The 24,103-nt window shown below is 49.8% G+C and carries 25 protein-coding genes, 1 tRNA gene and 1 pseudogene; 12 read left to right on the plus strand and 15 right to left on the minus strand.

Features of this window, described 5'->3' with window-relative positions; all coding sequences use genetic code 11:
• Positions 1 to 101 precede the first annotated feature (101 nt).
• Together NF683_RS18020 and folE are read right to left on the minus strand one after the other, a co-directional pair.
• On the minus strand, positions 102 to 1,559 hold the full coding sequence (locus NF683_RS18020) for an NAD-dependent succinate-semialdehyde dehydrogenase (RefSeq protein WP_089038472.1): 1,458 nt from the start codon (positions 1,557 to 1,559) through the stop codon (positions 102 to 104).
• A gap of 119 nt (positions 1,560 to 1,678) precedes the next feature.
• Positions 1,679 to 2,230 carry a GTP cyclohydrolase I FolE gene (folE, locus tag NF683_RS18025; RefSeq protein ID WP_038484772.1) on the minus strand — a complete coding sequence of 184 codons (552 nt, stop codon included), beginning with the start codon at positions 2,228 to 2,230 and terminating at the stop codon, positions 1,679 to 1,681.
• A 297-nt stretch (positions 2,231 to 2,527) separates the two neighbouring features.
• On the opposite strand from folE, the gene NF683_RS18030 reads away from it, so the two are divergent.
• Positions 2,528 to 3,121 (plus strand): hypothetical protein, encoded by a 594-nt coding sequence (locus NF683_RS18030; protein ID WP_253920620.1) that lies wholly within the window; start codon positions 2,528 to 2,530, stop codon positions 3,119 to 3,121.
• Between the two features lie 56 nt (positions 3,122 to 3,177).
• Here the strand turns inward: NF683_RS18030 and NF683_RS18035 are convergent, their stop codons facing one another.
• From NF683_RS18035 to NF683_RS21385, 3 genes and pseudogenes are all read right to left on the minus strand, one after another.
• Positions 3,178 to 4,152 carry a serine/threonine protein kinase gene (locus NF683_RS18035; RefSeq protein ID WP_253920621.1) on the minus strand — a complete coding sequence of 325 codons (975 nt, stop codon included), beginning with the start codon at positions 4,150 to 4,152 and terminating at the stop codon, positions 3,178 to 3,180.
• A gap of 34 nt (positions 4,153 to 4,186) precedes the next feature.
• Positions 4,187 to 4,564: a ComF family protein gene (locus tag NF683_RS18040; RefSeq protein WP_253920622.1), complete on the minus strand. Its 378-nt coding sequence runs from the start codon at positions 4,562 to 4,564 to the stop codon at positions 4,187 to 4,189.
• Between the two features lie 135 nt (positions 4,565 to 4,699).
• A pseudogene (locus NF683_RS21385) lies at positions 4,700 to 4,906 on the minus strand (double zinc ribbon domain-containing protein); the annotation flags it as partial.
• Between the two features lie 86 nt (positions 4,907 to 4,992).
• Between NF683_RS21385 and NF683_RS18045 the strand changes: the two are divergent.
• Together NF683_RS18045 and NF683_RS18050 are read left to right on the plus strand one after the other, a co-directional pair.
• Positions 4,993 to 5,077: transfer RNA gene (locus NF683_RS18045), tRNA-Leu, on the plus strand.
• Between the two features lie 158 nt (positions 5,078 to 5,235).
• Positions 5,236 to 6,324 carry a hypothetical protein gene (locus tag NF683_RS18050; RefSeq protein ID WP_253920623.1) on the plus strand — a complete coding sequence of 363 codons (1,089 nt, stop codon included), beginning with the start codon at positions 5,236 to 5,238 and terminating at the stop codon, positions 6,322 to 6,324.
• Positions 6,325 to 6,452: 128 nt separating this feature from the next.
• Here NF683_RS18050 and NF683_RS18055 read toward each other — a convergent pair whose 3' ends face one another.
• Positions 6,453 to 7,214 (minus strand): SDR family oxidoreductase, encoded by a 762-nt coding sequence (locus NF683_RS18055; protein ID WP_038484790.1) that lies wholly within the window; start codon positions 7,212 to 7,214, stop codon positions 6,453 to 6,455.
• A gap of 229 nt (positions 7,215 to 7,443) precedes the next feature.
• Here NF683_RS18055 and NF683_RS18060 point away from each other — a divergent pair, with 229 nt between their 5' ends.
• From NF683_RS18060 to NF683_RS18075, 4 genes are all read left to right on the plus strand, one after another.
• Positions 7,444 to 7,914, plus strand: a complete 471-nt coding sequence (locus NF683_RS18060) for an FxsA family protein (RefSeq protein ID WP_038484793.1) — start codon at positions 7,444 to 7,446, stop codon at positions 7,912 to 7,914.
• Between the two features lie 230 nt (positions 7,915 to 8,144).
• Positions 8,145 to 8,438, plus strand: a complete 294-nt coding sequence (locus NF683_RS18065; protein ID WP_038484796.1) for a co-chaperone GroES — start codon at positions 8,145 to 8,147, stop codon at positions 8,436 to 8,438.
• 58 nt (positions 8,439 to 8,496) lie between these two features.
• Positions 8,497 to 10,140 carry a chaperonin GroEL gene (groL, locus tag NF683_RS18070; protein WP_089038478.1) on the plus strand — a complete coding sequence of 548 codons (1,644 nt, stop codon included), beginning with the start codon at positions 8,497 to 8,499 and terminating at the stop codon, positions 10,138 to 10,140.
• A 155-nt stretch (positions 10,141 to 10,295) separates the two neighbouring features.
• A complete protein-coding gene (locus tag NF683_RS18075) occupies positions 10,296 to 11,030 on the plus strand; it encodes an RNA methyltransferase (protein WP_253920624.1) in 735 nt (244 codons plus the stop codon).
• 75 nt (positions 11,031 to 11,105) lie between these two features.
• Here NF683_RS18075 and NF683_RS18080 read toward each other — a convergent pair whose 3' ends face one another.
• The 3 genes from NF683_RS18080 to NF683_RS18090 form a co-directional block, all read right to left on the minus strand.
• Positions 11,106 to 12,452 (minus strand): Na+/H+ antiporter family protein, encoded by a 1,347-nt coding sequence (locus tag NF683_RS18080; RefSeq protein ID WP_089038480.1) that lies wholly within the window; start codon positions 12,450 to 12,452, stop codon positions 11,106 to 11,108.
• Between the two features lie 169 nt (positions 12,453 to 12,621).
• Positions 12,622 to 13,869: an acetate/propionate family kinase gene (locus NF683_RS18085; RefSeq protein WP_089038481.1), complete on the minus strand. Its 1,248-nt coding sequence runs from the start codon at positions 13,867 to 13,869 to the stop codon at positions 12,622 to 12,624.
• Between the two features lie 2 nt (positions 13,870 to 13,871).
• Entirely contained in the window at positions 13,872 to 15,299 is a 1,428-nt protein-coding gene (locus NF683_RS18090) for a bifunctional enoyl-CoA hydratase/phosphate acetyltransferase (RefSeq protein ID WP_253920625.1), read from the minus strand.
• A gap of 432 nt (positions 15,300 to 15,731) precedes the next feature.
• Between NF683_RS18090 and NF683_RS18095 the strand changes: the two genes are divergently transcribed.
• From NF683_RS18095 to NF683_RS18105, 4 genes are read left to right on the plus strand one after another with little or no spacing between them, the layout of a single operon-like run.
• Positions 15,732 to 16,940: an MFS transporter gene (locus tag NF683_RS18095; RefSeq protein ID WP_089038483.1), complete on the plus strand. Its 1,209-nt coding sequence runs from the start codon at positions 15,732 to 15,734 to the stop codon at positions 16,938 to 16,940.
• Positions 16,937 to 17,068 carry a hypothetical protein gene (locus tag NF683_RS21325; protein ID WP_269768699.1) on the plus strand — a complete coding sequence of 44 codons (132 nt, stop codon included), beginning with the start codon at positions 16,937 to 16,939 and terminating at the stop codon, positions 17,066 to 17,068. Before NF683_RS18095 ends, NF683_RS21325 begins: the two co-directional genes overlap by 4 nt.
• Before the next feature lie 35 nt (positions 17,069 to 17,103).
• Positions 17,104 to 17,553: an ion channel gene (locus NF683_RS18100; RefSeq protein ID WP_253920626.1), complete on the plus strand. Its 450-nt coding sequence runs from the start codon at positions 17,104 to 17,106 to the stop codon at positions 17,551 to 17,553.
• A 29-nt stretch (positions 17,554 to 17,582) separates the two neighbouring features.
• Positions 17,583 to 19,121, plus strand: coding sequence for a cation:proton antiporter domain-containing protein (locus NF683_RS18105; protein WP_253920627.1), 1,539 nt, complete (start codon positions 17,583 to 17,585; stop codon positions 19,119 to 19,121).
• Here the strand turns inward: NF683_RS18105 and NF683_RS18110 are convergent.
• A complete protein-coding gene (locus NF683_RS18110; protein ID WP_253920628.1) occupies positions 19,118 to 19,258 on the minus strand; it encodes a hypothetical protein in 141 nt (46 codons plus the stop codon). The two genes, NF683_RS18105 and NF683_RS18110, sit on opposite strands and share 4 nt — an antisense overlap.
• A gap of 153 nt (positions 19,259 to 19,411) precedes the next feature.
• On the opposite strand from NF683_RS18110, the gene mntR reads away from it, so the two are divergent.
• Positions 19,412 to 19,888 carry a manganese-binding transcriptional regulator MntR gene (mntR, locus tag NF683_RS18115; protein ID WP_089038486.1) on the plus strand — a complete coding sequence of 159 codons (477 nt, stop codon included), beginning with the start codon at positions 19,412 to 19,414 and terminating at the stop codon, positions 19,886 to 19,888.
• Positions 19,889 to 19,902: 14 nt separating this feature from the next.
• Here the strand turns inward: mntR and NF683_RS18120 are convergent, their stop codons facing one another.
• From NF683_RS18120 to tagD, 5 genes are all read right to left on the minus strand, one after another.
• Entirely contained in the window at positions 19,903 to 20,619 is a 717-nt protein-coding gene (locus tag NF683_RS18120) for an RES family NAD+ phosphorylase (protein ID WP_089038487.1), read from the minus strand.
• Entirely contained in the window at positions 20,613 to 21,011 is a 399-nt protein-coding gene (locus tag NF683_RS18125) for an antitoxin Xre-like helix-turn-helix domain-containing protein (protein WP_089038488.1), read from the minus strand. Before NF683_RS18125 ends, NF683_RS18120 begins: the two co-directional genes overlap by 7 nt.
• 353 nt (positions 21,012 to 21,364) lie before the next feature.
• On the minus strand, positions 21,365 to 22,306 hold the full coding sequence (locus tag NF683_RS18130) for a glycosyltransferase (RefSeq protein ID WP_253920629.1): 942 nt from the start codon (positions 22,304 to 22,306) through the stop codon (positions 21,365 to 21,367).
• 79 nt (positions 22,307 to 22,385) lie between these two features.
• Complete coding sequence (locus NF683_RS18135; protein ID WP_253920630.1) at positions 22,386 to 23,597, minus strand: CDP-glycerol glycerophosphotransferase family protein; 1,212 nt, start codon at positions 23,595 to 23,597, stop codon at positions 22,386 to 22,388.
• Between the two features lie 40 nt (positions 23,598 to 23,637).
• Positions 23,638 to 24,099, minus strand: a complete 462-nt coding sequence (gene tagD, locus NF683_RS18140; RefSeq protein WP_089038491.1) for a glycerol-3-phosphate cytidylyltransferase — start codon at positions 24,097 to 24,099, stop codon at positions 23,638 to 23,640.
• Between the last annotated feature and the right edge of the window lie 4 nt (positions 24,100 to 24,103).

The following is a 24,103-nucleotide window of genomic DNA, read 5'->3' on the forward strand; positions in this document are numbered from 1 at the left end:
CCCAACGGATTTTCCGACGGGGGCCTGTTTGCTGATAGCGCTGTTTATTTATAGCAATGCTTATTTATAGAACTGTTTATTTCTAGTACTTGCGCCTGCGCTTAACCTAGATCAATACACAGATATTTTGTCTCAAGGTACTCTTCCAAACCTTGATGCCCGCCTTCACGCCCAAGACCGGACGCTTTTACGCCACCGAAAGGAGCGGCTGCATTAGAAATAAGGCCGGTGTTAATTCCCACCATGCCATACTCAAGTGCATCGGCGACGCGCCAAACGCGACCCAGATCCTGTGAGTAGAAATAGGAGGCTAAACCATACTCAGTGTCGTTAGCCATCTCGATAGCAGTTTCCTCTTCATCGAAGGGAAAAACTGCCGCCAGAGGGCCAAAGGTTTCTTCGTGAGCCACCTTCATCTTATCTGTTGCAAAGCTAATCAACGTCGGCGTAAAGAAGTTTCCACCGAGTGGGTGCGGATGACCACCTAGCAGCAGCTCAGCGCCATTATCGACCGCATCCTGCACATGCTCACTGACCTTTTTGACCGCCTCACCGTCGATCAACGGGCCAATGTTAATATTGGGCTCGGTGCCATTACCTACGTACAGCTCACTATTCATAGCAACCGCCAACTTTTCACAGAAGGCGTTAATAACGCTGGACTGCACCAAAAACCGGTTAGTGCATACGCATGTTTGACCAGCATTACGAAACTTCGCAGCCATGGCACCTTCCACAGCGGCATCAAGGTCTGCATCTTCAAACACGATAAAGGGCGCATTACCGCCCAGCTCAAGGGATATTTTTTGCACATGCTCAGCCGCCTGAGCCATGAGCTTGCGGCCAACCTCCGTAGAACCCGTAAAGGTAATTTTGCGCACTTTGGGTGATTGAGTAAGCGCACTGGCGATATCTGCAGCACTGCCAGGCACTACATTAAACACGCCACGGGGAATGCCTGCTCTCTCTGCCAACATGGCAAGAGCCGTCGCAGAAAATGGCGTTTGGCTTGCAGGCTTAACAACAATCGTACAGCCCGCGGCTAACGCGGCGCCTGCTTTACGCGTGATCATAGCAGCCGGAAAATTCCAGGGGGTAATAGCCCCCACAACACCGACAGGCTGTTTTGTCACTACAATACGCTGGTTTGATTTAGCGGCGGGAATAGTCTCGCCATAAACACGGCGCGCTTCTTCTGCAAACCAACGTAAAAAACTAGCGGCATAGACAATTTCGCCCTCTGCCTCTTTTACTGGCTTGCCTTGCTCGTAGGTCATGAGCAAGGCGAGATCATGTTTATGCTCCAGCATGAGATCATGCCACTTCAGCAGCAGATCAGCTCGTTCTTGAGCGGTCAACGCACGCCAAGCGGGTAACGCAGCATCCGCTGCATCGATAGCGCGCTCAGTCTCAACTTTACCCAGTCGTGGCATATCGCCCACGGACTCACCCGTCGCAGGGTTTAAGACATTAATTTGCTCACCGCTGTCGGCGGCCACCCAGCTACCATCGATATAGGCAAACGGGCAATACAGCTGTGTTTCTTTCAGCGCTTCCATGACAGACTCCTGACCAAATATTGGCCTCACGGGCTCATTGACCTGTTCATGCTAAGACGAAACCGCGTGTTTAACCAAATCTTTGCAATGAAATCTGCCAAAGATTCTTAGCCAATATTTCAACTGATTAACGTTAAGAATTCCTGCCGCGTTGCTTGGTTGCTGCGAAAACTCCCCAGCATCACAGAAGATGTCATGCTTGAATTTTGCTTTTCCACACCGCGCATCATCATGCAAAGATGGCGTGCCTCAATCACCACAGCGACACCTCTTGATTGGGTAACTTGCTGCACTGCCTCGGCAATTTCACGCGTCAAGTTCTCTTGAATTTGCATACGCCTAGCATACATATCAACGATACGGGCAAACTTCGAAAGCCCTAGCACTTTGCCGCTAGGCAGATAAGCGATATGACATTTGCCAATAAAGGGGAGCAAGTGGTGCTCGCACATGGAGTACAGTTCAATGTCTTTTACAAGGACCATTTCATCTGTTTGTGACTCAAATACCGCGCCATTAACAATCTCCTCAAGTGATTGCTGGTAGCCAGCATTTAAGAACTGCATTGCTTTTGCGGCTCTTTTTGGCGTATCGCGCAGTCCTTCACGGTCAGGATTTTCACCGATTGCGGCGATAATGTGGCGGTAGTGTTGAGCAATGTCGTCGGTCATTTGAAGCCTCATCAAAACTGTACGTGCTAGCCACTGAAAAACGTCTGGACCACTAGAGCGTTTAATCAACAGCGAAATATTGCTATCTATCAATAGCTGAGAGCTGTGCGCCAATCATGTACAAAAAATATACGCTAAACAACTTTTGCACAATAAAAAACACCACATCCCGTTATTTTAACGCACCTAACCCTGCTGTGGCAGAGTGCCGCGCACCCCCCTTTGAGACTATTTAAGCTGTGCTATCATGGATCGAACTAGTCAGCTTAATTCGTAGCGCTCATCTGAGAGTTCCTTATGTCATTCAAACCTGCACCGTTTTTCTTAACTGCCCTATTGGGAACTGCATTGGCAACACCCTTGTTAGCCGCCGAACAGACATTAACACTACCTAAAGGTGCCAGTGTCGGTGTCGAGGTCATCGAAGAGTTTGCTTTTACCGACAGCCAATCGCGTTATGAAGATATCTTACTTCATCCCACTCAAGCTGGCAGTGCCTCGCATCAGTTGCCCGAATACTGCGTTTTAGTCGCCAATGCACAGTTCACTAATGGGCGCATTCGTATTACAACTCAAGACGCAACCTGCATTGAAACACACGATGCTGAAAGCGCTATTTTCACCGGGTCATTTAGTGCCGGTGCGTATGCAGAAGACGGTCAGTACGGTCTTGCCTGTGATGAGTCGCCTTGCACCTTATCGCCAGGCCAAGCATTCGTGGTAACACTGGATGAAAATATCGATATCAACGCTCAAGATAACCCTTCAGCGGAAATTAATGCTGCTCGGCGAGAGGCTGATGGAGAAGGCGTAGCCAACCCCATCCCATCAGATCGGCCTGACCCCGATGCAAGCGCTGAAAACCCACGTGCGGTCAATCAACCTGAATAGAACCACGTTACTCATCGTCAATGGGGGCGATGCTTAATTAACTACCCGTGCAATTGTTATGCTAGCCAAATAGGCTTTTCAAGCTGTAACAACTGCTGCTCCAGCTGGCGGATGTGCTGATCCCAATAACCGCTCTCCGCCAGCCATGGAAACGCACGAGGAAACGCTGGATCATCCCAGCGAGAAATAAGCCACGCGGTGTATCGGATAAGACGATAAGCCCGCAACGGCTCGATTAGCGACAGCTGGTGTTGCGGAAATGTTTGCTCCTCTTCATAGCCTTCAACAATTTCACTTAGCTGTGCTCGCCAGCCAGATGGATCATCAACGGGTAACAGCATCCATACATCTTGGATAGCGGGCGCCATAAGGCAATCGTCAAAATCCACCAAGGTAAATGATTCATCTCTTCCTAAAACATTGCCCAGATGACAATCACCATGCGTTCGAATCATTTGATCGCTGGCGATGGGGTGCTTTTCAAGATGACGAAGAATTTTCTGTACAACGTTGTGATAAGCGCGCTGCTGATGCTTGCTTAGCCTTTTACTCTCGATAACACGGGCCTCAGCATCATCAATATCGCCCTGCCACTCTAATGTTGGACGGTACTGAAACGCCTTTCGTGATGACACTGCATGTAACCGCCCTAACGCATTACCTAATGCAAAAAGATGCGACGGATTGTCTAGCTCAGGCGCTTGACCACTGCATTGCGGGTAAAGCGTGAAGCGAAATTGCTGGTAAGTATGGAGTGATTTGCCATGCTGATCCCGCCATGGCGCAACAACGGGCACATTTGCAGCAGCCAACTCCTGAAGAAAATCATGCTCTTCCTGAATGATCTCATCTGCCCAACGACCAGGACGATAGAATTTCACAACCCAGCGCTCACCGTCATCGTCACGAAACATCAGCACTCGATTTTCATAGCTATTAAGTGCAAACGGCTCGCCAGCCGGCCAAATCCCAACAGACTCCGCAGCAGACATAACAGTGTCCGGAGAAAGCGTACTAAACGGGTGTGGCATATACCGCTCCTGTGCAAATTAAGCCTGCATTCTATCAATTATGCACCAGAGGTGTTCGAGCAACTGCCCAAACATCGACACGTTTAGCCCCCGCACGAAGCGCTTCTTCAGCAAGTGCTTGGCAGGTCGCGCCAGTAGTAACAACGTCGTCAATGATGGTGAGATGTGATGGCAGTGAACCATTAATATGAAAGGCACCTACTAAATTTTTTGCTCGCTCCTTTCTGTTTAACGTCCGTTGAGAAGGCAGCTGTTGACGACATTCAGCCGTTAACACGGGCAATTTGACCCGCTTGCCTAGTTGATCAGCCAACCAGCGAGACTGATTAAAACCACGCTGCCGCGCCCGGGCGCTATGCATCGGTACAGGCAAGAGACCTTCTCCCATACAGCTGGGAGCTTTACTCATCATCAGCTCTACCAGCAACATGCCGGCACGGGGCGACGCATTAAATTTAAAATCATGAACTAACGCTCTTATAGGCTCTTCAAATAAAAGCTCCACCGTCGCGACGGTAAACGCTGGAGGGTTCTCTCTACAGTGCCCACAAACAGATTGAACGGATGCAACGCTCCCAACAGCCAAAGGCTCTTTACACTGCCAGCAGCCATTGGCATTCCACGGCAACTGTGCAAAGCACTCCTGGCACCAACCACCACTGGTTTGCCCGGGAGAAAGGCAAAACGCACAATAACCTGGCAGTCCCTTTTTGGCCCAAGTGCTTGCACCATGTACCAACCGCGTCAGAAACATACTTTCCCCAGGCTGATTTAATTAACAATTTTAATGACACGCCGTTGACATTAATACGAATGCTGTTAATATACGTCTCGTCTTCAGCGGATGTGGTGGAATTGGTAGACACGCTAGATTTAGGTTCTAGTGCCGTAAGGTGTGGGAGTTCGAGTCTCCCCATCCGCACCAATTTAAAGGTTCTTACCTTCGAAAAATTCGGTAGCTTTATGCTAACCGAATTTTTTTGTTTTACGATCCTGCATAAACCGATTAGCTGACCTCAGTCTGTTTTTGAGTTAGGTTAGCAGCTAACAACTAACAACCTTATCGCTTCCAGGATCTCTTCGATGAAACCAGTGCTCGCTGTCTTTTTCCTTGGCGTATTTTGCGCACTGTCGCCAGACACCTATTCTGCTGAAACCTATTCTGCTGAAACCTATTCTGCTGAAACCTATTCTGCTGAAACCTATTCTGCTGAAACCTATTCTGCCGAAACCTATACTACTGAGGAAGATAGCGACAGCGACCTACCCGAGTGGGCTGAAGCGCGCGTGGAGCCATTTCGAGCAAGCATTGGCAACTGGGTAGACAACACATCAAGAAACATTGACTCTTTTTTTGGTGGTGATCAATCCGCTTCTGCTGATAACAGATCTTACCTCCGCCTTGGTCAGGAAATTGACTGGATGGAAGGCGAAGGCACTAACGGTGACATTAGTGTGCGCTATCGCATCGATCTTCCCACGACAGAAGACCGCCTACGCTTAATCATTGAAAGCGATCCAGAAGAATCACAGGGCACACTAGCTGAACAAGGCTCTGGGCGGCTCTATAACGACCAACGCGATCGCAGAACATCAACATTCGGCCTTGATTGGTTAGAAAGTAGAGACAAACGTGAGAACTGGAGCAACCGCTTTGGCGCTGGCGTCCGGCTTCGTCTGCCTCTTGATCCCTATGTCCGCTTTACCAGCGAGCGCCTGTGGGACTTAAAGGATAGCCCCTGGCAGCTAGAATCATTTAATCGCCTATCCTGGTTTAACAACTCAGGTTATTCAGCACGCACCGAGTGGGATCTTGGCCGCCCATTATCCACCAATCGCCACCTGCGATTTATCACCAACGTGCAATGGCGTGAGGAAGAGGACACGCTTGAGTACAGCGAGGTAGTGCAGCTAAACCAGCGCTTAAACAGCCGTAGCGCACTTCGCTACTCAGCTATCGCCATTGGTGAAAGCCTGTCTAGCCCACGAATGACAAACTACTACCTGCAAACCCGCTACCGCAGAGATATCCATAAAGGAATACTGTTTGCAGATGTCATTCCAGAACTGCATTTTCAGCGAGAAGTTAGCTACGACCCGCGCTGGGCGATGACATTACGGGTAGAAATGTATTTCCAACGCGAGCTCCAGCGCGATCACTTCCACTTCTAGCAATTAGTGCCCCACCGCGAACGCACGATAGGCCATTGGCAGTTCTGCCAATGGCCTATTAGTTAGTTGTCACCGTTAGTAGCAATACTATTAGCAACAGCTATTGGCAACAGCTGATTTTTAGTGATTTAAAGCCGCAACCCACCGTCGCACTCGATAATTCGCGCCGTGAAGTAGTCATTTTCAAAAATGAAAGCGACGCTTTTCGCGATGTCATCAGGATTACCCAACCGCTTAAGAGGCACACTGGAGGAGATTCTTTCCAACATATCGGGGCGCATGGAAGCTGTCATGTCGGTTTCAACAAACCCTGGAGCTACGGTTCCAGTACGAATGCCGTAACGGGCAAGCTCTTTGCCCCAGGTAACTGTCAACGCATGGACACCCGCTTTAGCAGCAGCGTAATTACTTTGCCCCATATTTCCGGCTCGGGAAATACTTGAAATATTGACAATAACGCCCTGGTGCCCAGCTTCTACCATTTGCGTTGCCGCTTCCCGGCCGCACAGAAAAACGCCGGTTAAATTGACATCAAGCACCTTCTGCCAAGCAGATAGCGACATACGTTTTTCAACTACCCCTTCTTTTGCTTTGATAAGTAAGCCATCGTCAGTGATCCCTGCATTATTAATACAACCGCCTACCGGTCCCATGCGGGCCGCAATGTCAGCAAATGCCTGCTGCACTGACTGCTCATCAGCCACATTGGTCACAAATGCGTGTGCTTGAATATCTTGAGACGCTAATGCTGATACCGCCTCATCCAATGCTGCTGCACTCATATCCAAAAGCGCCAAACGAGCACCTTGCTTGCCTAGCCGCTCCGCCATAGCAAAGCCCAGACCGCGGGCTCCCCCGGTAATCGCGATCACTTTATTTGTCAGGTTCATCTGATTCTCCTTAGGCCGATACTTATAAAGACTGATACTTTAAATTGCTTGCTAAGCGCTACCTATCCCGCCTCGTAAAATGGCGCTATTGTGCATCGCAGCATAGAAGTTATTGAGCGAAATATCGAGCATTAGAACACATACGTAAGCAAGCTAACCGAACGCTGGCTGCTTGTTTTCGCGAATTCTGCCACCATATTGACGAATTACGTTTGTTATGGAGTCTGTCATGCCCATTCTTCTTTTTATATCGCTGTTTACGTTAGTTGATTTTGTACTACTGTTTTCGATCGGTAGCCAAATTGGTTTATTAACCACTCTGCTTCTCGTACTGGGCACTGGTTTCATTGGACTACATCTAATTCGCAAAGAGGGTGTTTCCACTCTGGCGCGCGCGCGACAGCGCATGCAAGTGGGCGAAATTCCCTCTCAAGAACTGTTTACCGGGGCCGCTCTGATTTTCGGAGGCGCCCTACTTTTGGCCCCAGGCTTTCTCTCTGACGCGCTAGGCATCGCCTGCCTGCTGCCTAACGCTCGCCAGTTAATATTTAAAGCCCTCACCTGGCTAGGCTTAAAAAGCACTGCTGACCAACAGCAGCAAGCAAGCTACGAACAGGCCCAGACATCACGCTCAAGCAGTCAAGAAGGGCCGATTGAAGGTGAATTCATTAGCCGCGATGAAACAGCAAGGCGGCGCTGAAGGCTCATCGAAGAAGAATGCCAAAAAACCACATTTTTTTATCACTTACCCCTTGAAAGGCTACGAGCAGCCCCCACTTTTGAGTCAGCACACAAGTTCGGCGGATGCACTAGCTTTCGCCATTAACATGAAGGTGACTTACCTTCACTTTTCGCGGGCAAGAGGCCCACGAAAATCTCATTTAGCTAACTGCCCTTATGGGCTTTGACGATACTCAGGAGAACGTGAGCATGAATATCCGTCCTTTGCACGATCGCGTCGTTGTTCGTCGCGTGGAAGAAGAGCAGAAAACCGCTGGCGGCATCGTGCTTCCGGGCAACGCCCAGGAAAAACCCACTCGCGGTGAAATCCTGGCGGTTGGTAATGGTCGCATTCTCGACAACGGTGACGTTCGCCCGTTGGACGTTAAAGTTGGCGACTCGGTGATTTTCAAAGACGGTTTCGGCGTTGAGAAACAGAAAATCAACGGCGAAGAAGTTCTGATCATGAGCGAAGCCGATATCTTGGCAGTCGTCGAAGGCTAAATCTCGCCTCGACTACTTACTTTTCCTTTTAAATTTCAATGTTTAGGAAATAACGAACATGGCAGCTAAGCAAGTAAAGTTCTCCGATGATGCCCGCAAACGCATGGCTCGTGGCGTTGACGTTCTGGCCAACGCAGTAAAAGTTACCCTCGGTCCGAAAGGCCGTAACGTGGTACTGGACAAGTCCTTCGGCGCACCGACCGTTACTAAAGATGGTGTATCGGTTGCTAAAGAGATCGAACTGAAAGACAAGTTCGAGAACATGGGCGCTCAGATGGTTAAGGAAGTTGCTTCCAAAACGTCTGACGCTGCAGGCGACGGTACCACTACGGCAACGGTTCTGGCTCAAGCCATTGTCGCAGAAGGCTTGAAAGGCGTTACTGCGGGCATGAACCCGATGGATCTTAAGCGCGGTATCGACCAAGCGGTTAGCGCGGCTGTTAAAGAGATTCAGGCAATGTCTGTTCCTTGCACCGACACCAAGTCGATTGCTCAGGTAGGCACAATCTCTGCTAACGGCGACAAGCGCATTGGCGAGATCATCGCTGAAGCGATGGAAAAAGTTGGTAAAGAAGGCGTCATCACTGTTGATGAAGGCCGTGGCTTCGAAGACGAGCTGGAAGTCGTTGAAGGTATGCAGTTTGATCGCGGCTACCTCTCGCCCTACTTCGTTACCAACCAAGACACCATGGCTGTCGAGCTGGAAGACCCTTACATCCTGCTCGTAGACAAGAAAATCTCCAACATCCGCGAATTACTGCCGGTGCTGGAAGCGGTTGCTAAGCAAGGTAAACCGCTCGCGATTATCGCTGAAGATATCGAAGGCGAAGCGCTAGCAACGCTGGTTGTGAACAATATGCGCGGCATCGTTAAAGTTGCTGCCGCTAAAGCACCTGGCTTCGGCGACCGTCGCAAAGCGATGCTGCAGGATATCGCTATCCTGACTAACGGCACCGTGATTTCTGAGGAAGTTGGCCTGACGCTTGAGCAAGCGAACCTGGATCACCTGGGTACCGCTAAGCGCATGACGATGTCTAAAGAAAACACCACCATCATCGATGGCGCTGGTGTCGAAAATGACATCGAAGCACGCGTTAACCAGATCCGTGCGCAAATCGAAGAAACTTCTTCTGATTACGACAAAGAGAAGCTGCAAGAGCGCGTTGCCAAGCTGGCAGGCGGTGTTGCTGTTATTCGCGTCGGTGCGGCTACCGAAGTAGAAATGAAAGAGAAGAAAGCCCGTGTTGAAGATGCGCTGCACTCAACCCGCGCTGCAGTAGAAGAAGGCGTTGTACCTGGTGGCGGTACTGCACTGGTTCGCGTCATGGCTAAAGTACAAGGCCTGACTGGCGACAACGAAGACCAGAACCACGGTATCAACATGGCGCTGCGCGCTATGCAGTCTCCGCTGCGTCAGATTGTCACCAACGCCGGTGAAGAAGCCGCTGTTGTTATCAACAGCGTGAAAGATGGTGAAGGTAACTTCGGCTATAACGCACAAACGGGTGAGTACGGCGACCTGTTCGAAATGGGTGTTCTGGACCCGGCTAAAGTAACCCGTACTGCACTGCAGTCCGCTGGTTCTGTTGCTGGCCTGATGATCACCACTGAGTGCATGATCGCTGACGATCCTGAAGAGAAAGACGCTGCTCCAGACATGGGTGGCATGGGCGGAATGGGTGGTATGGGCGGCATGATGTAATGCAACCCTGAGCCCATCGCTCTGACGTTTAACGTCGCTAAGAACCCCGCCACGGCGGGGTTCTTTTATTTGACAATACCCCACCCACCTCTAACGGTAGCTAAAATCATGCTACCATCAGCGCCTTTATCCGGCAGCTGTAGGTCTTCATTACCGTGCTCTCCAATATTCGCATCGTACTAGTGCAAACCTTCCACCCAGGCAACATTGGCGCTACTGCTCGCGCGATGAAAACCATGGGCTTATCCGAGCTCGTATTGGTTAATCCGCGCGCATTCCCAGATGACGAAGCCACTCGCATGGCAGCAGGTGCAACGGATGTACTTGAACATGCCCGTTGTGTAAGCAGCCTTGAAGAAGCGGTTAGTGATTGCGTACAAGTGGTCGGTGCGAGTGCAAGGCTCCGTAGCCTGCCGCTGCCGCACTTCGATGAACCTGATGACATGGCACGGCAGGTAATTGAGAACGCCGCACAAGCGCCGGTTGCACTGGTATTCGGGCGTGAACGCTCAGGTCTCACCAACGACGAAATACGCTGCTGCACACACCAAGTCAGCATACCTGCCAACCCTGAATACGGTATTTTAAATCTATCTCAGGCCGTGCAGATTTTAGCCTATGAAGTACACCGTGCTTGGCGGAAGCGCGATGATAGTCACTTCATGTACCAACGGCCACTTGAAGCCACGCCGCCCAGCCGCGAGCAGTTTGTGCACTTCCAGGAGCATCTTGGACGCCTGATGCAGCAGAGTGGCTTTCTTACCCAGCCCCATGCCCGCACTGAAGAACAGCTTCAGGCGCTGTTCTCCCGCTCTCAGCCTAGCCGCAAGGAGCTCTCCTTACTCCGCGGCCTGCTCAGCGCTTTCGAGACGCACCTACCTGGGCAATAATCATGGTTTTAGTATAAAAAAGGGCAGCTCATGGCTGCCCTTCTTAGTCTGCGTGTTGGTTTGCGCGAAAAAAACTTAAAGCGACATCGCTGCCAACCACCCAAAAGCAATCAGCGGTATATTGTAGTGCAGGAAGGTAGGCACCACGCTGTCCCACATATGATCATGCTGTCCATCAACATTTAGACCTGAAGTTGGCCCCAACGTGGAATCAGACGCTGGCGAGCCAGCATCGCCCAGTGCAGCCGCCGTACCAACCAGCACAACCGTCGCCATTGGCGAGAAACCAAACTGCACCGCCAGCGGTACAAAAATCGCTGCAATAATGGGAATGGTCGAAAAGGATGAGCCAATTCCCAGGGTAATAAACAAGCCTACCAGCAGCATAACAAACGCCGCTAAACCGCGGTTATCACCAAACAACTCAAACGCACCTGTCACTAGCGACTCGATATCCCCTGTCGCCTTCATTACTTCTGCAAAGCCAGCTGCTGAAATCATGATGAAGCCGATTAACGCCATCATGCGCATACCGCTGGTAAATAGATCGTCCGCTTCACGCCACTTAAAAATGCCGCCCAGCGAAAGCAGACCAATCCCCACTAGCCCACCAATAATCATAGAGCCGGTATATAGCTGTAAACCTAACGCAGCCACAATAGCCACGCCCGACATCACCAGCCCAAACGTATGAGGTTTTGCAGGCGAGTGACCTTGGTGGGCATTAGTCGCCACTAGATCTTTATTAGTATATTCACGCTGCCCACGGTAGCTGAAAAACAGTGCTACGAGTAAGCCAATGGCCATTCCTCCTACCGGAATAGCCATTGCCATGGGCACCATGCCCCGGGTAATTTCCAAGCCCAGTGACTCGCCAGCGCTATTTAAATTTGCCAGCAGAATATCATTCAAAAAGATCGCGCCAAATCCTACAGGTAGCAGCATATACGGAGCGGTTAACCCAAAGGTAAGCGCACACGCCACCGCGCGACGGTCAAGCTGGAGACGATTCATTACCACCAACAACGGCGGAATCAGCACCGGGATAAACGCTATATGCACCGGAATGGCGTTTTGTGATGAGATAGCCACCAAGAGCACTGCGACGAGCAAAAACACCTTTACCCGCGCCTGATGTGCCGCAGTCGCTTCTTTTCCCAACATTGTAATCAGGCGATTGGCCAGCATATCTGGAAGCCCTGAACGGGAAATAGCCACCGCAAAGGCCCCAAGCGTGGCATAAGCAAGGGCTACTTGCGCGCCTCCACCAACACCATCATTGAATGCACTGAGCGTTTCATCCAGTGACAGGCCGCCAACCAAGCCCCCAACCAGCGCGCCTACAACCAGTGCAAACACCACGGATACCCGAGCAAGCGAAAGCGCCACCATGACTAGCACAGCAAGAATTACCGCGTTCATTAAGATTCCCAGTTAGATAAGTGAGTGAGCTTACAAAAACTGGGGATTCTATCAGATCAGTGGTTTCTCGGTAGCGGTAATGACAGTAGTCATCACCACAACAATGACAACACTCAACCCTCTTTACGGTCAGTGGCTCAACTAATCTCCCTGGCATCAGGTGGCTGAATTAAAACGCTGCTTGATCCGCCCTATTGAGAAGCGCTAGGCAATCACTGGCGATTACTCGCTCTTCATCGGTTGGAATGACCCAAACGCCCACACGGCTACTCGCTGAAGAGATGCAACAGGCATCACGCTTATTGGCTTTTTCATCAAGTTGCATGCCCAACCACTCACACTGCGCCACAATACGTGCACGCACCGGTGCTGCATGCTCACCAATACCGGCGGTGAATATCAATTGATCAAGCCCGCCCAGCGCGCCAGCTAAACTGGCGATTTCCCGCGCGGCGCGATAGCAGTAAAGCTCAACAGCCTCTTCGGCTTCCGGGGCATCACTTGCAAGCAACTCGCGCATATCGCTACTTATTCCAGAGACACCGAGCAGCCCTGAACGCTTGTATAAAAGCGCTGATACGTCCTCAATACTCATTTTTTCATCACTAATTAAGTAAAGCACTACGCCTGGATCCAAGGCACCAGAGCGAGTCCCCATCGGCAATCCATCAAGCGCAGTAAACCCCATGCTGGAAGCCACACTAATGCCATCACGAATAGCACACATACTGGCACCATTACCCAAATGCGCCACCACCACCCGTGAACGGGGTGCATCATCCGGCAATACATTAGGTAGCGTGCGCTGAATATAATCGTAGGAAAGGCCATGGAAGCCATAACGTATCAACCCCTTGGCCGTCCATTCCCGCGGCAAAGCAAACTGCCGAGCCACCCAGGGCTGATGAGCATGAAACGCGGTATCGAAACATGCGATCTGCGGTACGTCTGGCAGACGCGCCATCAGTAGTTTGATAGGCGCAAGTCCATGGGGCTGATGCAACGGCGCTAAGCTTGAAAATTTTTCCAACTCGATCACGTCGTTAGCGCTTAATCTAGTCGCTTCACAGTAGGTTTGGCCGCCATGAACAACGCGATGCCCAATGGCAACCAGGGTACTTTTATCCTCACGCTGCTCAAGCCATGCCATCAACTTTGTGATGGCCTCTTCATGGTTTATTGCCGGGGTTAGCCCCAGCGCCTCCAGAGTTTGCAAATCATAGCGATGCGGGGGCTGTCCAGGTTCGCGATGCGCTAACGACACGCGACATTGCGACGTTGCCAAGCCCGAAAAATGGCCGCTGTAGGCGACCGTCAACGCCTCCTGAATTCCACCGGCAGCGTCTTCATCAGTGATATGATAAAGCGCAAACTTGACGCTGGAAGAACCACTATTCAGCACCAGTATTTCCTGCATGGTTATGCTCCTGAAGGGTTACTGAGTAGGCTCCGACGCTGATAGTCAGCGAGTAGTAACGCTAATGCACTGGATGCCATGCGCGTCAATGCATCATCCGCGCGGCTTGTCAGCATGATCGGCACCCTAGCGCCGACGACAACGCCCGCCCCCGTGGCATCCGCCAGGTGAGTCAGTTGCTTCATCAACATATTGGCCGCTTCAAGATCTGGCGCGAGTAGGATGTCGGCGCGCCCTGCTACTGGCGAAACAATACCTTTGGTTCTTGCCGCTGCTTCTGAGACGGCATTGTCGAAAGCCAGCGGACCATCCAAGGTGCCACCGCTAATCTGGCCGCGCTCAGCCATCTTACACAGGGCCGCCGCATCAATCGTAGACGTGATTTTGGGGTTGACGGTCTCGACAGCAGAAAGGATCGCCACACGGGGATTGTCGTTACCCAATGCGTGAGCTAACTCGATCGCGTTTTGAACAATATCGCGCTTCTCAGCTAACTTAGGATAGATATTGATTGCCGCATCCGTAATCAACAATGGTCGCGGGTAGGTTGGCACATCAAAGGCCATCACATGACTTAGGCACCGCTCGGTACGCAACCCTGTGTCACGCTTAAGCACTTCATGTAAAAGCTCATCGGTGTGCAGCGCGCCTTTCATCAACGCACCTACGTGGCCTTGACGTGCTAATGCCACCGCTTGTTCAGCAGCCGCGTGGCTGTGGGGAACATCTATCAGTTCGAATGCACTGATATCCACCTCGGCTTTTTCAGCGGCGAGCTGGATTTTCCCCTTGGGCCCAACCAGCACAGGAATAATTAAACCTTGCGCCGCTGATTCAACCGCTCCACAAATGGCGCTTTGGTCTACCGGATGAACGACTGCGGTGGGCATTGGCTCCGGATGATCGGCAGCAGTTAGAATCTCATGCAACCTGCCACGCTCTGTTAAACGCACTTTGGGCAGCAACGCCCGAGGCCGTTGAATTTTTTTAATCGGTGCCAATACGCTAGCGTCACCTTCAATGACCGTATCACCGCGTTGATTTTCGCAACGGCAGGCAAAGGTGATCCTATGGTGCTGATCGTCTTTTTCGATAGCCCGCACGGATACCCGCAGTACATCCCCCAGCCTTACGGGTGCCTTAAACTGCAACGACTGGGTAAGATAGACCGTGCCCGGTCCGGGCAGCTGCGTTCCCAGCACAGTGGATATCAGCGCGCCGCCCCACATGCCATGAGCAATGACTTCCTGAAAACGGCTGCTCTTAGCAAAGTCGCTGTCGACGTGTGACGGATTAATATCACCTGACATCACAGCAAACAGTTTGATGTCCTCCATGGTAAGGCGTTTTTCTAGGTGGGCTTCATCACCGACCGTTATTTCGTCATAGGTGCGATTTTCAATTAGATCATTAGCGTCATTGGCCGACATCAAGTGACTCCTTTAAACCACGTCCTTAAACTAGGAAACTTCCTTAATCACCCCTACGTTAGAAGCGAATATGGTGGCCTGCATCTACGTAGTGGGTTAATCCCGTCAGTGACGCTCCAGCATCAGAGGCGAGATAAACGACGGCATTGCCGACAGATTAAGAAGTTCGTCGGTATCACCCACACTTAGCTGCCCTAACTTAAGCATTTTTTATGTCGTTTAAGCGTCACTAACAGATACGAATCATTTGTGACACAAGCTTACGACTTTAGTCAAAGCACACTTGTTGCTTTGCAACATACTACCTAGTATGCCGCCCTCAACTTATTACCGACACTGCTAATTCGTCCGACAGTTGATAGCTTCTAAAAAAATCTGACCCGTGAGATAGTTAGTTAACGCGTTAACAAACTACAGAACAAGGGACGTAAAATGGCATTGACGCGACATCGCACACTACTCCTTATCATGCTAGCAAGCGTGGTTATTTCCACTGCTATGGGGCTTCGCCATGGTTTTGGGCTTTTCCTTGAGCCGATGAGCAGCGATTTCGGCTGGGGGCGCGGCGTGTTTGCCTTTGCCCTTGCAGTTCAAAACCTAATTTGGGGACTCTCTCAGCCTTTCACCGGTGCGCTGGCTGACCGTTTTGGAGCGGCGAGAATTATTGTCGTAGGAGCCATTTTGTATGTGACGGGGCTGTGCTTTATGAGCCTTTCCACCAGCGCATTAGGCATGACTCTAAGCGCTGGATTCCTCATTGGTTTAGGCCTATCCGGCACTACATTTTCAGTAATTTTGGGCGCAGTGGGACGCGCAGTACCCCCCGAAAAACGCAGTATGGCGATGGGCATTGTCAGTGCCGCTGGCTCTTTTGGACAATTCGCGATGTTACCCGGCACACTGGGGCTAATTGAGTGGCTTGGCTGGTCAGCAGCTCTTCTAGCGATGGGCGCCATTGCTGCACTGATGATTCCCCTGGGGGCGATGTTAAAAGACCGCCCAAGCCCCAGCGCACTGGGCGACTTAAGCTTACGCGACGCGCTCAATGAGGCGGTCGGCCAGAAAGGCTTTTGGCTGCTGTGCCTCGGCTTTTTCGTCTGCGGCTTCCAAGTTGTATTTATTGCTGTCCATCTACCTGGGTATTTATTCGATAACGGTCTGGCCATTCAGGTGGGCACCACGGTGTTGGCACTGGTCGGTTTGTTCAACATTGTGGGTACCTATACGGCAGGATGGATGGGAGGAATTTGGTCAAAACCGCGCCTACTTAGCTGGCTATACTTAATTCGCGGCGCGATAATTACCGCTTTTGTCATGTTGCCGCTGACCTCTACCAGTGCTTATTTATTTGGTATCGCCATGGGCCTACTATGGCTCTCAACCGTACCGTTAACCAACGGCATTGTGGCGTCTGTATTTGGTGTTCGCCATTTATCCATGCTGGGCGGCATTGTATTCTTATTTCACCAGTTAGGATCATTTATGGGTGTCTGGCTTGGCGGATATCTTTATGATCTCACTGGCCATTATGACACTGTCTGGAAGATTGCCATTGTGCTTTCACTGGTCGCCGCTGGTCTGCACTGGTTTATTAGCGAAAAACCACTGGCACGCAACATCGCTCCTCAGGTGGCCTCATGAAGCCATTAACAGCGTTTGCACTGTCGATAGTATTAGCAACGCTACTGCTGGGCGGAGGAGTGCTAGCCTGGTGGGGCTGGCACTCTTTAGATGGCTCACTGCTGTTATTCGGCAGCCGACTGTGCTGAACATTTTCTCATAGCAACGTTGGGATTCTTACTACTTGACCATTCCATACCCCGAACATTTGGTCGTCGTAATAACGACGTTCATCGCTGTCGTAATAGCGGTGCTGCTTCACTACGAATCGCTATGGCTTATCTCACGGCAAATTGAACAATCACATAAGCCTCATCGCCAGCGTATCCTTGGCATGGCATTTGGTGTTTTATTGACGCACGTTGCCGAAATTTGGCTGTTTGGTATGACCGGATGGTGGCTAACAGCGCTCAACGGTATTGGCGCCCTGCAAGGTTATGACAGCTTTAATCTATTAGATTATATATTCTTTTCTGCCGTCACCTACACCACAGTCGGTTATGGGGATATTTATGCAACGGGCCCCGTTCGATTCCTATACGGAACGCTGGCATTAACAGGCTTTGTCCTGATCACTTGGTCGGCATCGTTCACCTTTATTGAAATGCAAAAACATTGGCGGGTGGGAAGATAACTCAGCCACCTTTATGTTAGGGGTTCAGCATGTTTGAAGTGCTTATTTTATCGTTTGCTCTTGTCTTCGGGATTATTGCCCGTCAGCTTAGCTTACCGCCCCTGGTGGGCTTTTTGGCCGCCGGGTTTGCACTCAACGCCTTCGGCCCTAGCATTGGCCTGCCCAGCGAGGCAGGTCCCTTACTAGAACATCTTGCCCACTTAGGCGTTCTATTGCTGCTCTTTACCATTGGTTTAAAACTTAACGTGAAGAGCCTTGCTGAGCCCGTCGTGCTTGGAAGCGCATTTATACACCTAGCCATTACCTGCCTATTTTTTACGATTGGCTTCGTCGTGCTTTTATCGCTATCTATGGATAAGGCAATATTGCTTGCCATTGCTCTGTCATTTTCAAGCACCGTTCTTGCCGCTAAGGTACTTGAGGCAAAGCGAGAGTTGCGGGCTCTCCATGGCCGAATTGCCATCGGTATTTTAATTATTCAAGACTTGGTCGCCATTGCAGTACTCAGCTTTTATAGTGGCCAGACCCCCAGCCCATGGGCACTACTGGTATTTTTACTACCACTACTTAGACCCCTTCTTTATTGGTTAATGAGCATTGCCCAACACGATGAGCTGCTGGTACTGCTAGGCGCTGTGTTAGCAATTGCCATCGGTGGAATGGGATTTGAAGCCGTCGGGTTAAGCTCAGAGGTAGGTGCCTTAGTCATGGGCCTATTGCTGGCCAAACACCCCCGCGCTCAGGAGCTTTCAAAGGCGCTATGGGGCATAAAGGAAATGCTCCTAATCAGCTTTTTCTTACAAATAGGAATGGCTGGGCTACCCGACACCAATGCCTTGATTTTTGCCGGAGTTCTCGCCTTAGCACTGCCCTTAAAAGGACTACTATTTTTTGCGCTATTGATCGCATTTCGTATCCGGGCACGTAACGCTTTTCTGGGAGGTTTAAGCCTAACTGCCTACAGTGAATTTGGCTTAATCGTTGCCTCTAGTATTTTAGAGGAGTGGTTGGTACCGCTCGCCATCGCCGTCGCATTATCTTTTGTCATTTCGGCACCTCTGAACCGCTTAGCTCATGGACTTTTCGACCGCTGGGAAAGGTCGTTAACACGCTTTGAGCGTGATACACGCCATCCAGATGAACAGCCCGTTAACATCGGTAGTGCTACCGTATTAATACTTGGCATGGGACGCACAGGTAGTGCTGCCTACGACTTTTTTAACGACAAGGGGGTGTCAGTTGCGGGTATTGATTCTGATCCTAATAAATCGGAGAACAAACGCCACGTCTACTATGGCGATATAGAAGACGTGGGATTTTGGCATCAATTAGATATTTCAAAGCTGGTGGCAGTAACGTTGGCCACCCCAGAGCTTGAAAGTAAATTAATTGCCACTCGCGAGCTGCGTAAAGCAGGCTTTACTGGACAGCTGCTTGCGGGCATACACTTTCAGGATGAAGCAGCCCCATTACATGAGGCAGGTGTCGACCAAACCTACTTATTAATGACAGGGGCTGGTATTGGCATCGCAGAAAAGGCATGGGAAAGTCTCCAATCTCCTTCTTAAGCGTTATCGGCAGTAGCGATCTTACGATGACGCCATAAGCGCATTAATACGCCGTGCCTGGGTGAAAACAACAGGGCCAGGAAAAAGCAGCAAGTCGCTACTAGCACAATGATTAACCAGCCATACTGCTTGGTCATTATTTCGCTCTCCTGTGCTAGGATCCCAACAAGTACAGCTGTAGCTCAATAAAAAAGCTTTATGCAAACAGTTTAGCCATGGCTAACAATTATCTAAAAAAATGCGCTACCATCACTAATTAACGTTTCCACTAACCTTGATAAATTTTGCCAATGAGTGAATACCAACAGCAACACTCTCCTACCGCATACGGCCAAGATGGAGATGCGCTACCGCCCGTGGAACAGCATGCACAGCAGTATGAGACGGTGCGTAATGCCCACGAAACGGAACTGATCGAAGATTATGTCGAGTTAATCGGCGACTTATTACGCCACCGCGGAGAAGCGCGCGCAGCCGATATCGCTACTCGAATGGCCGTTAGCCAAGCGACCGTCTCTAAAATGATTCGCCGCCTGAATGAGCTGGGCCTAGTGACAAGCAAGCCCTATCGCTCGCTCTTCTTGACCGAAGAAGGCCAAAAAATGGCCGAAATTTCCCGGACGCGTCACGATGTAGTGCTGCATTTTTTGCGCGCCCTTGGCGTTGATGACAGTACAGCGCGTATTGATGCAGAAGGCATGGAGCATCATGTTAGTGATAAAACACTCACGATCATGCAGCGCTTCACCGAACAACAGCGAACATAATTACTCTACTGAATTCACTTGATGGGTACCGCTGAGAGGCGATTCACTTGGGCTATTCGCCCGTTCCAGATCATCTCAATATGAGTGGTCTGGATAATATCCAGGACGAACTGCGGCGTCATTAACGCCCAGCAAGTGGCACCTGGTTGCCGAACAGAGTGGTAACGCAAACCGGTACGTTGCTCTTTACGAAGCTCTCTGCCTAACGTGCGCGCTGCTCGATAATCGTCGGCATCATAAATGGCATGGGATGGCTGAAGCGCCAAGCCATCACGACAGGCTTTTTCATTAAATAGGCACTTAAGCCCACGGAAGATAAACCGTTCAAAATGTAACGATGGTACGTTTTTCCAATAGATTTCCTGATGGTGTCTCACTTCACGGATGGCCGTTGGTAGTGCATCCGCAATGTAAAGCACACCAAAGCTGCCGTCGCTAAAGCGAGAACCTTCCGGATTAACGTGGGTAAAAGGCGCTGTCGCATAAGAGCACCCTCGGATACCAAAGGGAATCTGGTTGTGAGGAATGAGCCCCAAATCGCCAGCCTCGTTACGCAGCCTTGGATTCGTCAGCGCCTGCAGGGCATAAAGCGCTTCAAACTCATCGAGGCTCGCAACATCGTCAAACAGCCCAATGGGAGGAAATTTACTGTTGACTAAGCGATACCCCACTACCTCTTTCGATTGACAAAGGGGCAGCGAACCTTCGCTTATTCCCGCCGAATCTACCACTGAGCACCTCGCAAGCTATCAATACGCTTGAAGGTTTCATAAAGTGCTGCGAAATCTCCAGTACCAATCACCTCAAGCGGCGTACGCCCGTTAAAGTAAGGATTGTGATTTGCCATGGAGACGAACCCGTAAACATTATCAGGGTTTTCAAACAGCATTCGCAGTGCCGCATGAATATTGAGCAAATAACTGATTCGTGCCAATTGATCACTATCTAACTTGATCTCAGCCAAATCTCCCCGCCGCGCGCGGGCATAGCTGCTGTGGGAGACGCGTAGAATCGATTCGCCCTGCTCACCTGTCGCCCGCCATTTATCCAAAATACGCACAGCGGCTTTCAAACCAGCCGCAGCGGCGGCCTTATCCTGAATAATACTGCTGGCTGTTTGCATAAGCACCTCGTACCCTGTCTACATCCACCTATCCATAGATACTAAATTAAAAAATCTGTATCTGCAAAGACAATGCCTACAAATACCGTATCTACAGATACAACTTAATTCAAAGGACTATCCACCTCAAAGCGTAACCTTAGACTTATCAGGCACCTACGGATGAAGACGATAGTCTGCTGCTCTCTAAAAAAACATTAAGTAAAAAAAATGCCTCGCCGAATATTTTCTTAATATTCGGCAAGGCATTTATAAAAACAATACTCGACTACCGCTTATCTATTACCATCCACCATCCACCATCCACCATCCACCATCCACTATTCACCAATCACCAATCACATAACTTCAAGCTAAGATCTTTCTGGCTTAGCCAGGCCGAGGAGTAGCGCCAATCTGTACGTTGCTGAATAAGATTTAAAATAATAACACAACAGATAAGCTAAAAATCTCTCTGAAAAAGTCAACTCTTTTTCTAAAAATAACTTTAGCGCTTTTATTGGAGGGAAATAGCCTTTAGCTAAAATTATAATAAAACTTCTCTTCGAATTCTTTTTCATTTTATTCAACTGCCCTCCCATCACTCGCCTTCGTTTTTTAAGAATATCCTTTACATTTGAGCGTGCAGGATGGTTAACAATAACCTCCTGGGCGTATTCAACAGGAATCCCTTTTTCGTTCGCACGAACTCCCCACTCATTGTCACCACCAGACATGAGGTTATCGTTAAAAAATCCAACTATTTCAAAATTTTTCGACCAAGTTACCATATTCGCAGTCACCGCCCCTCCTCGCTGAGCATAGCGCTCTTGATCAAATCCAAAGGCCTTTTCATAAATTTCAACAAGCGTCAGTTTTTCAGATTTGAAGAAAAGCTCTACTTTACCAGCAACGCGTTCTGCACCTTTATCGAGTCGATTAATAGCTGTCTCCAGCCAATAAGGATCTGGGATACAATCAGAATCAGTAAACGCCACTATTTCACCTCGAGAAATCTTTAATGCGGCATTTCTTGCTGCATATGAGCCTGGTTTCGCTTCTTTGATCATGGTGAAGTTGTTGGGTAAGTAAAAGTCCGCTGGCGGAGAATCATCAGAGGCATTATTGACAATAATGACTTCAAAATTGTCTTGAGCAATCGACTGGTTCTCTAATGCAACAACACACTTTTTTAGACGTGACCAGTCATAATACGTCGGTACAATCACAGAAACCCTTGGAAAACCAACTCGAGCGCCAACATTGGCATCGTCACTTATCTGCCTGCTTTTTATACCTTTTTCATAAAATGACATGTCGCATCCCCATAAAATCATTGAGAAGCTGGCTTTATTCTCTATTCAAACTACATACTCATTTTGTAGTTACATTCGTTCAGGCATGGCTGGTTACTTCGAGGCGACAGCTGTTACGCAGATGAGAGGTGACGCGTTCACACTCTCTGCCATCGTTCATAGCGGCATGGCGAGCTACAAAAGTTGCTAAGCGCTGGTGATGGACCTTTTTAGTCAAGGAGTCCCAGGCTTCAGGTAAATGCTCCCAAGATTCGATTACCGGACCTGGCGCATCAGCAAGATAATCTCCATAAACTCCTACATCGAGGTTGAGATAATCATCCAGGTCAGGTGCCATCAAAATGATGGGGCGATTCAAACAAGCATAGTCGAACATCAAACTCGAGTAGTCCGTGATAAGTACATCCACGGCCGGAAATAAAGCATTTACATCTGGAAATATACTGACAGGCGCTTCACGAATACTCGCATTCCCCTCCATTAACGCTTGTACACCGCTCATTTTCAACGAGGTGTGCCCGCGGATGAGTAATAGTACTCGATGCTTTTCAAGCCATGGTAGTAATGCTTCTAGGCGTTCTCCTTGAGACACATCAAGCCCCCCTTTGCCTTGCATTCTAAGGGTCGGGGCATATAGCACCACCTTGTCGTACGCCAATATATCGATGCCAGCCTGTTGCAATAATGTTGACGCATTTTCTTGGAAAGCATTCCAGCGAGGATAGCCAAGGGCAGTGACACGATCGCTTGGTAAACCGAAGGCAGAGATCATCCGCTCTCGGCCGACGTCGGAAGCCACTAATACTTGCTGAGGCCTGCGCTGCCCAGGTAGAAGCCGGCGCAGGTAACGATCATACACGCCGGTAAAAACGCCAAGCCGGGAAGAGCGAGCATCCTGAACCAAGCGCTTAAGAGGGGTTCCATGAGTTAGGTTGATTAGCTGCCCCCCAAATGACGCATGCGGATTAACATCTTCTGCTGAATGAGTGACGAGAAAAAGCCGCGCACGCAGCGACAACAGGATTCCTTTGACTGAGTAAGCAAGATAGGCTTCTCCGCCCTCTTCACGAACTCGCTTAACAACCTCTTGATCATGCGCAAGCCAAACCGCTCTCAAGCTAGGCTCATGATCACGCACATGGCGATACAAATAGCTTGTGTTGTCAGCGAACTGGCGACCATGCCAAGCACCAAATATCCATAAACGATCATTGCGAGGGAAGCATCCGCCAATCAGGCACAGCGGTAACCATGCCAGCTGTTTTGCTAAACGAAGTGTGTAAGAGGACATTGTGATTTCCTTGGCACTATCGCCATCAAACAAAGGAACATTAGCCGAAGTCTTTTCTTAACGTATCGAGCACGTCAAAGGCATTCATTAACTCATCACGTGAAACGCTATAGAAAGGATTAAGTGAACGTTTCAATTGAGTCGTAGAGACGCCATCGGTACGTGGCAGATATATCACTTCACAGTGGGGTGAAAGAAAGTCAAAGTGGCCTTTCCAATCATCACCAATGGCAAAGGTGTCAACTGAATAGCGCTGGATATCCTGAAGCTTTTGTTCCCAGTCGGTCTCGGGAATCACTTGGTCGACATAGCGCAAGGAGCGAACAATCTCAGCACGGTGCTCAAATGGAATCAACGTGCGCTTGCCTTTGAGCGTGTTAAACTCATCCGTTGAGATTCCCACTACCAAACGATCCCCCATTTCAGCCAACCGTCTTAGCAAATTCAGATGGCCAATATGGAACATGTCAAAGGTGCCATAAGTAATTACTGTCTTGGTCATGAGT

The sequence above is a fragment of the Halomonas sp. MS1 genome (assembly GCF_024182575.1).
Taxonomy (GTDB): domain Bacteria; phylum Pseudomonadota; class Gammaproteobacteria; order Pseudomonadales; family Halomonadaceae; genus Vreelandella.

Coding starts and splice junctions, on each gene's coding strand:
- NF683_RS18020 (WP_089038472.1), bottom strand. CDS start 1,559: ATGGAAGCGCTGAAAGAAACACAGCTGTATTGCCCGTTTGCCTATATC.
- folE (WP_038484772.1), bottom strand. CDS start 2,230: ATGACCGACGACATTGCTCAACACTACCGCCACATTATCGCCGCAATC.
- NF683_RS18030 (WP_253920620.1), top strand. CDS start 2,528: ATGTCATTCAAACCTGCACCGTTTTTCTTAACTGCCCTATTGGGAACT.
- NF683_RS18035 (WP_253920621.1), bottom strand. CDS start 4,152: ATGCCACACCCGTTTAGTACGCTTTCTCCGGACACTGTTATGTCTGCT.
- NF683_RS18040 (WP_253920622.1), bottom strand. CDS start 4,564: ATGATGAGTAAAGCTCCCAGCTGTATGGGAGAAGGTCTCTTGCCTGTA.
- NF683_RS18050 (WP_253920623.1), top strand. CDS start 5,236: ATGAAACCAGTGCTCGCTGTCTTTTTCCTTGGCGTATTTTGCGCACTG.
- NF683_RS18055 (WP_038484790.1), bottom strand. CDS start 7,214: ATGAACCTGACAAATAAAGTGATCGCGATTACCGGGGGAGCCCGCGGT.
- NF683_RS18060 (WP_038484793.1), top strand. CDS start 7,444: ATGCCCATTCTTCTTTTTATATCGCTGTTTACGTTAGTTGATTTTGTA.
- NF683_RS18065 (WP_038484796.1), top strand. CDS start 8,145: ATGAATATCCGTCCTTTGCACGATCGCGTCGTTGTTCGTCGCGTGGAA.
- groL (WP_089038478.1), top strand. CDS start 8,497: ATGGCAGCTAAGCAAGTAAAGTTCTCCGATGATGCCCGCAAACGCATG.
- NF683_RS18080 (WP_089038480.1), bottom strand. CDS start 12,452: ATGAACGCGGTAATTCTTGCTGTGCTAGTCATGGTGGCGCTTTCGCTT.
- NF683_RS18085 (WP_089038481.1), bottom strand. CDS start 13,869: ATGCAGGAAATACTGGTGCTGAATAGTGGTTCTTCCAGCGTCAAGTTT.
- NF683_RS18090 (WP_253920625.1), bottom strand. CDS start 15,299: ATGTCGGCCAATGACGCTAATGATCTAATTGAAAATCGCACCTATGAC.
- NF683_RS18095 (WP_089038483.1), top strand. CDS start 15,732: ATGGCATTGACGCGACATCGCACACTACTCCTTATCATGCTAGCAAGC.
- NF683_RS21325 (WP_269768699.1), top strand. CDS start 16,937: ATGAAGCCATTAACAGCGTTTGCACTGTCGATAGTATTAGCAACGCTA.
- NF683_RS18105 (WP_253920627.1), top strand. CDS start 17,583: ATGTTTGAAGTGCTTATTTTATCGTTTGCTCTTGTCTTCGGGATTATT.
- NF683_RS18110 (WP_253920628.1), bottom strand. CDS start 19,258: ATGACCAAGCAGTATGGCTGGTTAATCATTGTGCTAGTAGCGACTTGC.
- mntR (WP_089038486.1), top strand. CDS start 19,412: ATGAGTGAATACCAACAGCAACACTCTCCTACCGCATACGGCCAAGAT.
- NF683_RS18125 (WP_089038488.1), bottom strand. CDS start 21,011: ATGCAAACAGCCAGCAGTATTATTCAGGATAAGGCCGCCGCTGCGGCT.
- NF683_RS18130 (WP_253920629.1), bottom strand. CDS start 22,306: ATGTCATTTTATGAAAAAGGTATAAAAAGCAGGCAGATAAGTGACGAT.
- NF683_RS18135 (WP_253920630.1), bottom strand. CDS start 23,597: ATGTCCTCTTACACACTTCGTTTAGCAAAACAGCTGGCATGGTTACCG.
- tagD (WP_089038491.1), bottom strand. CDS start 24,099: ATGACCAAGACAGTAATTACTTATGGCACCTTTGACATGTTCCATATT.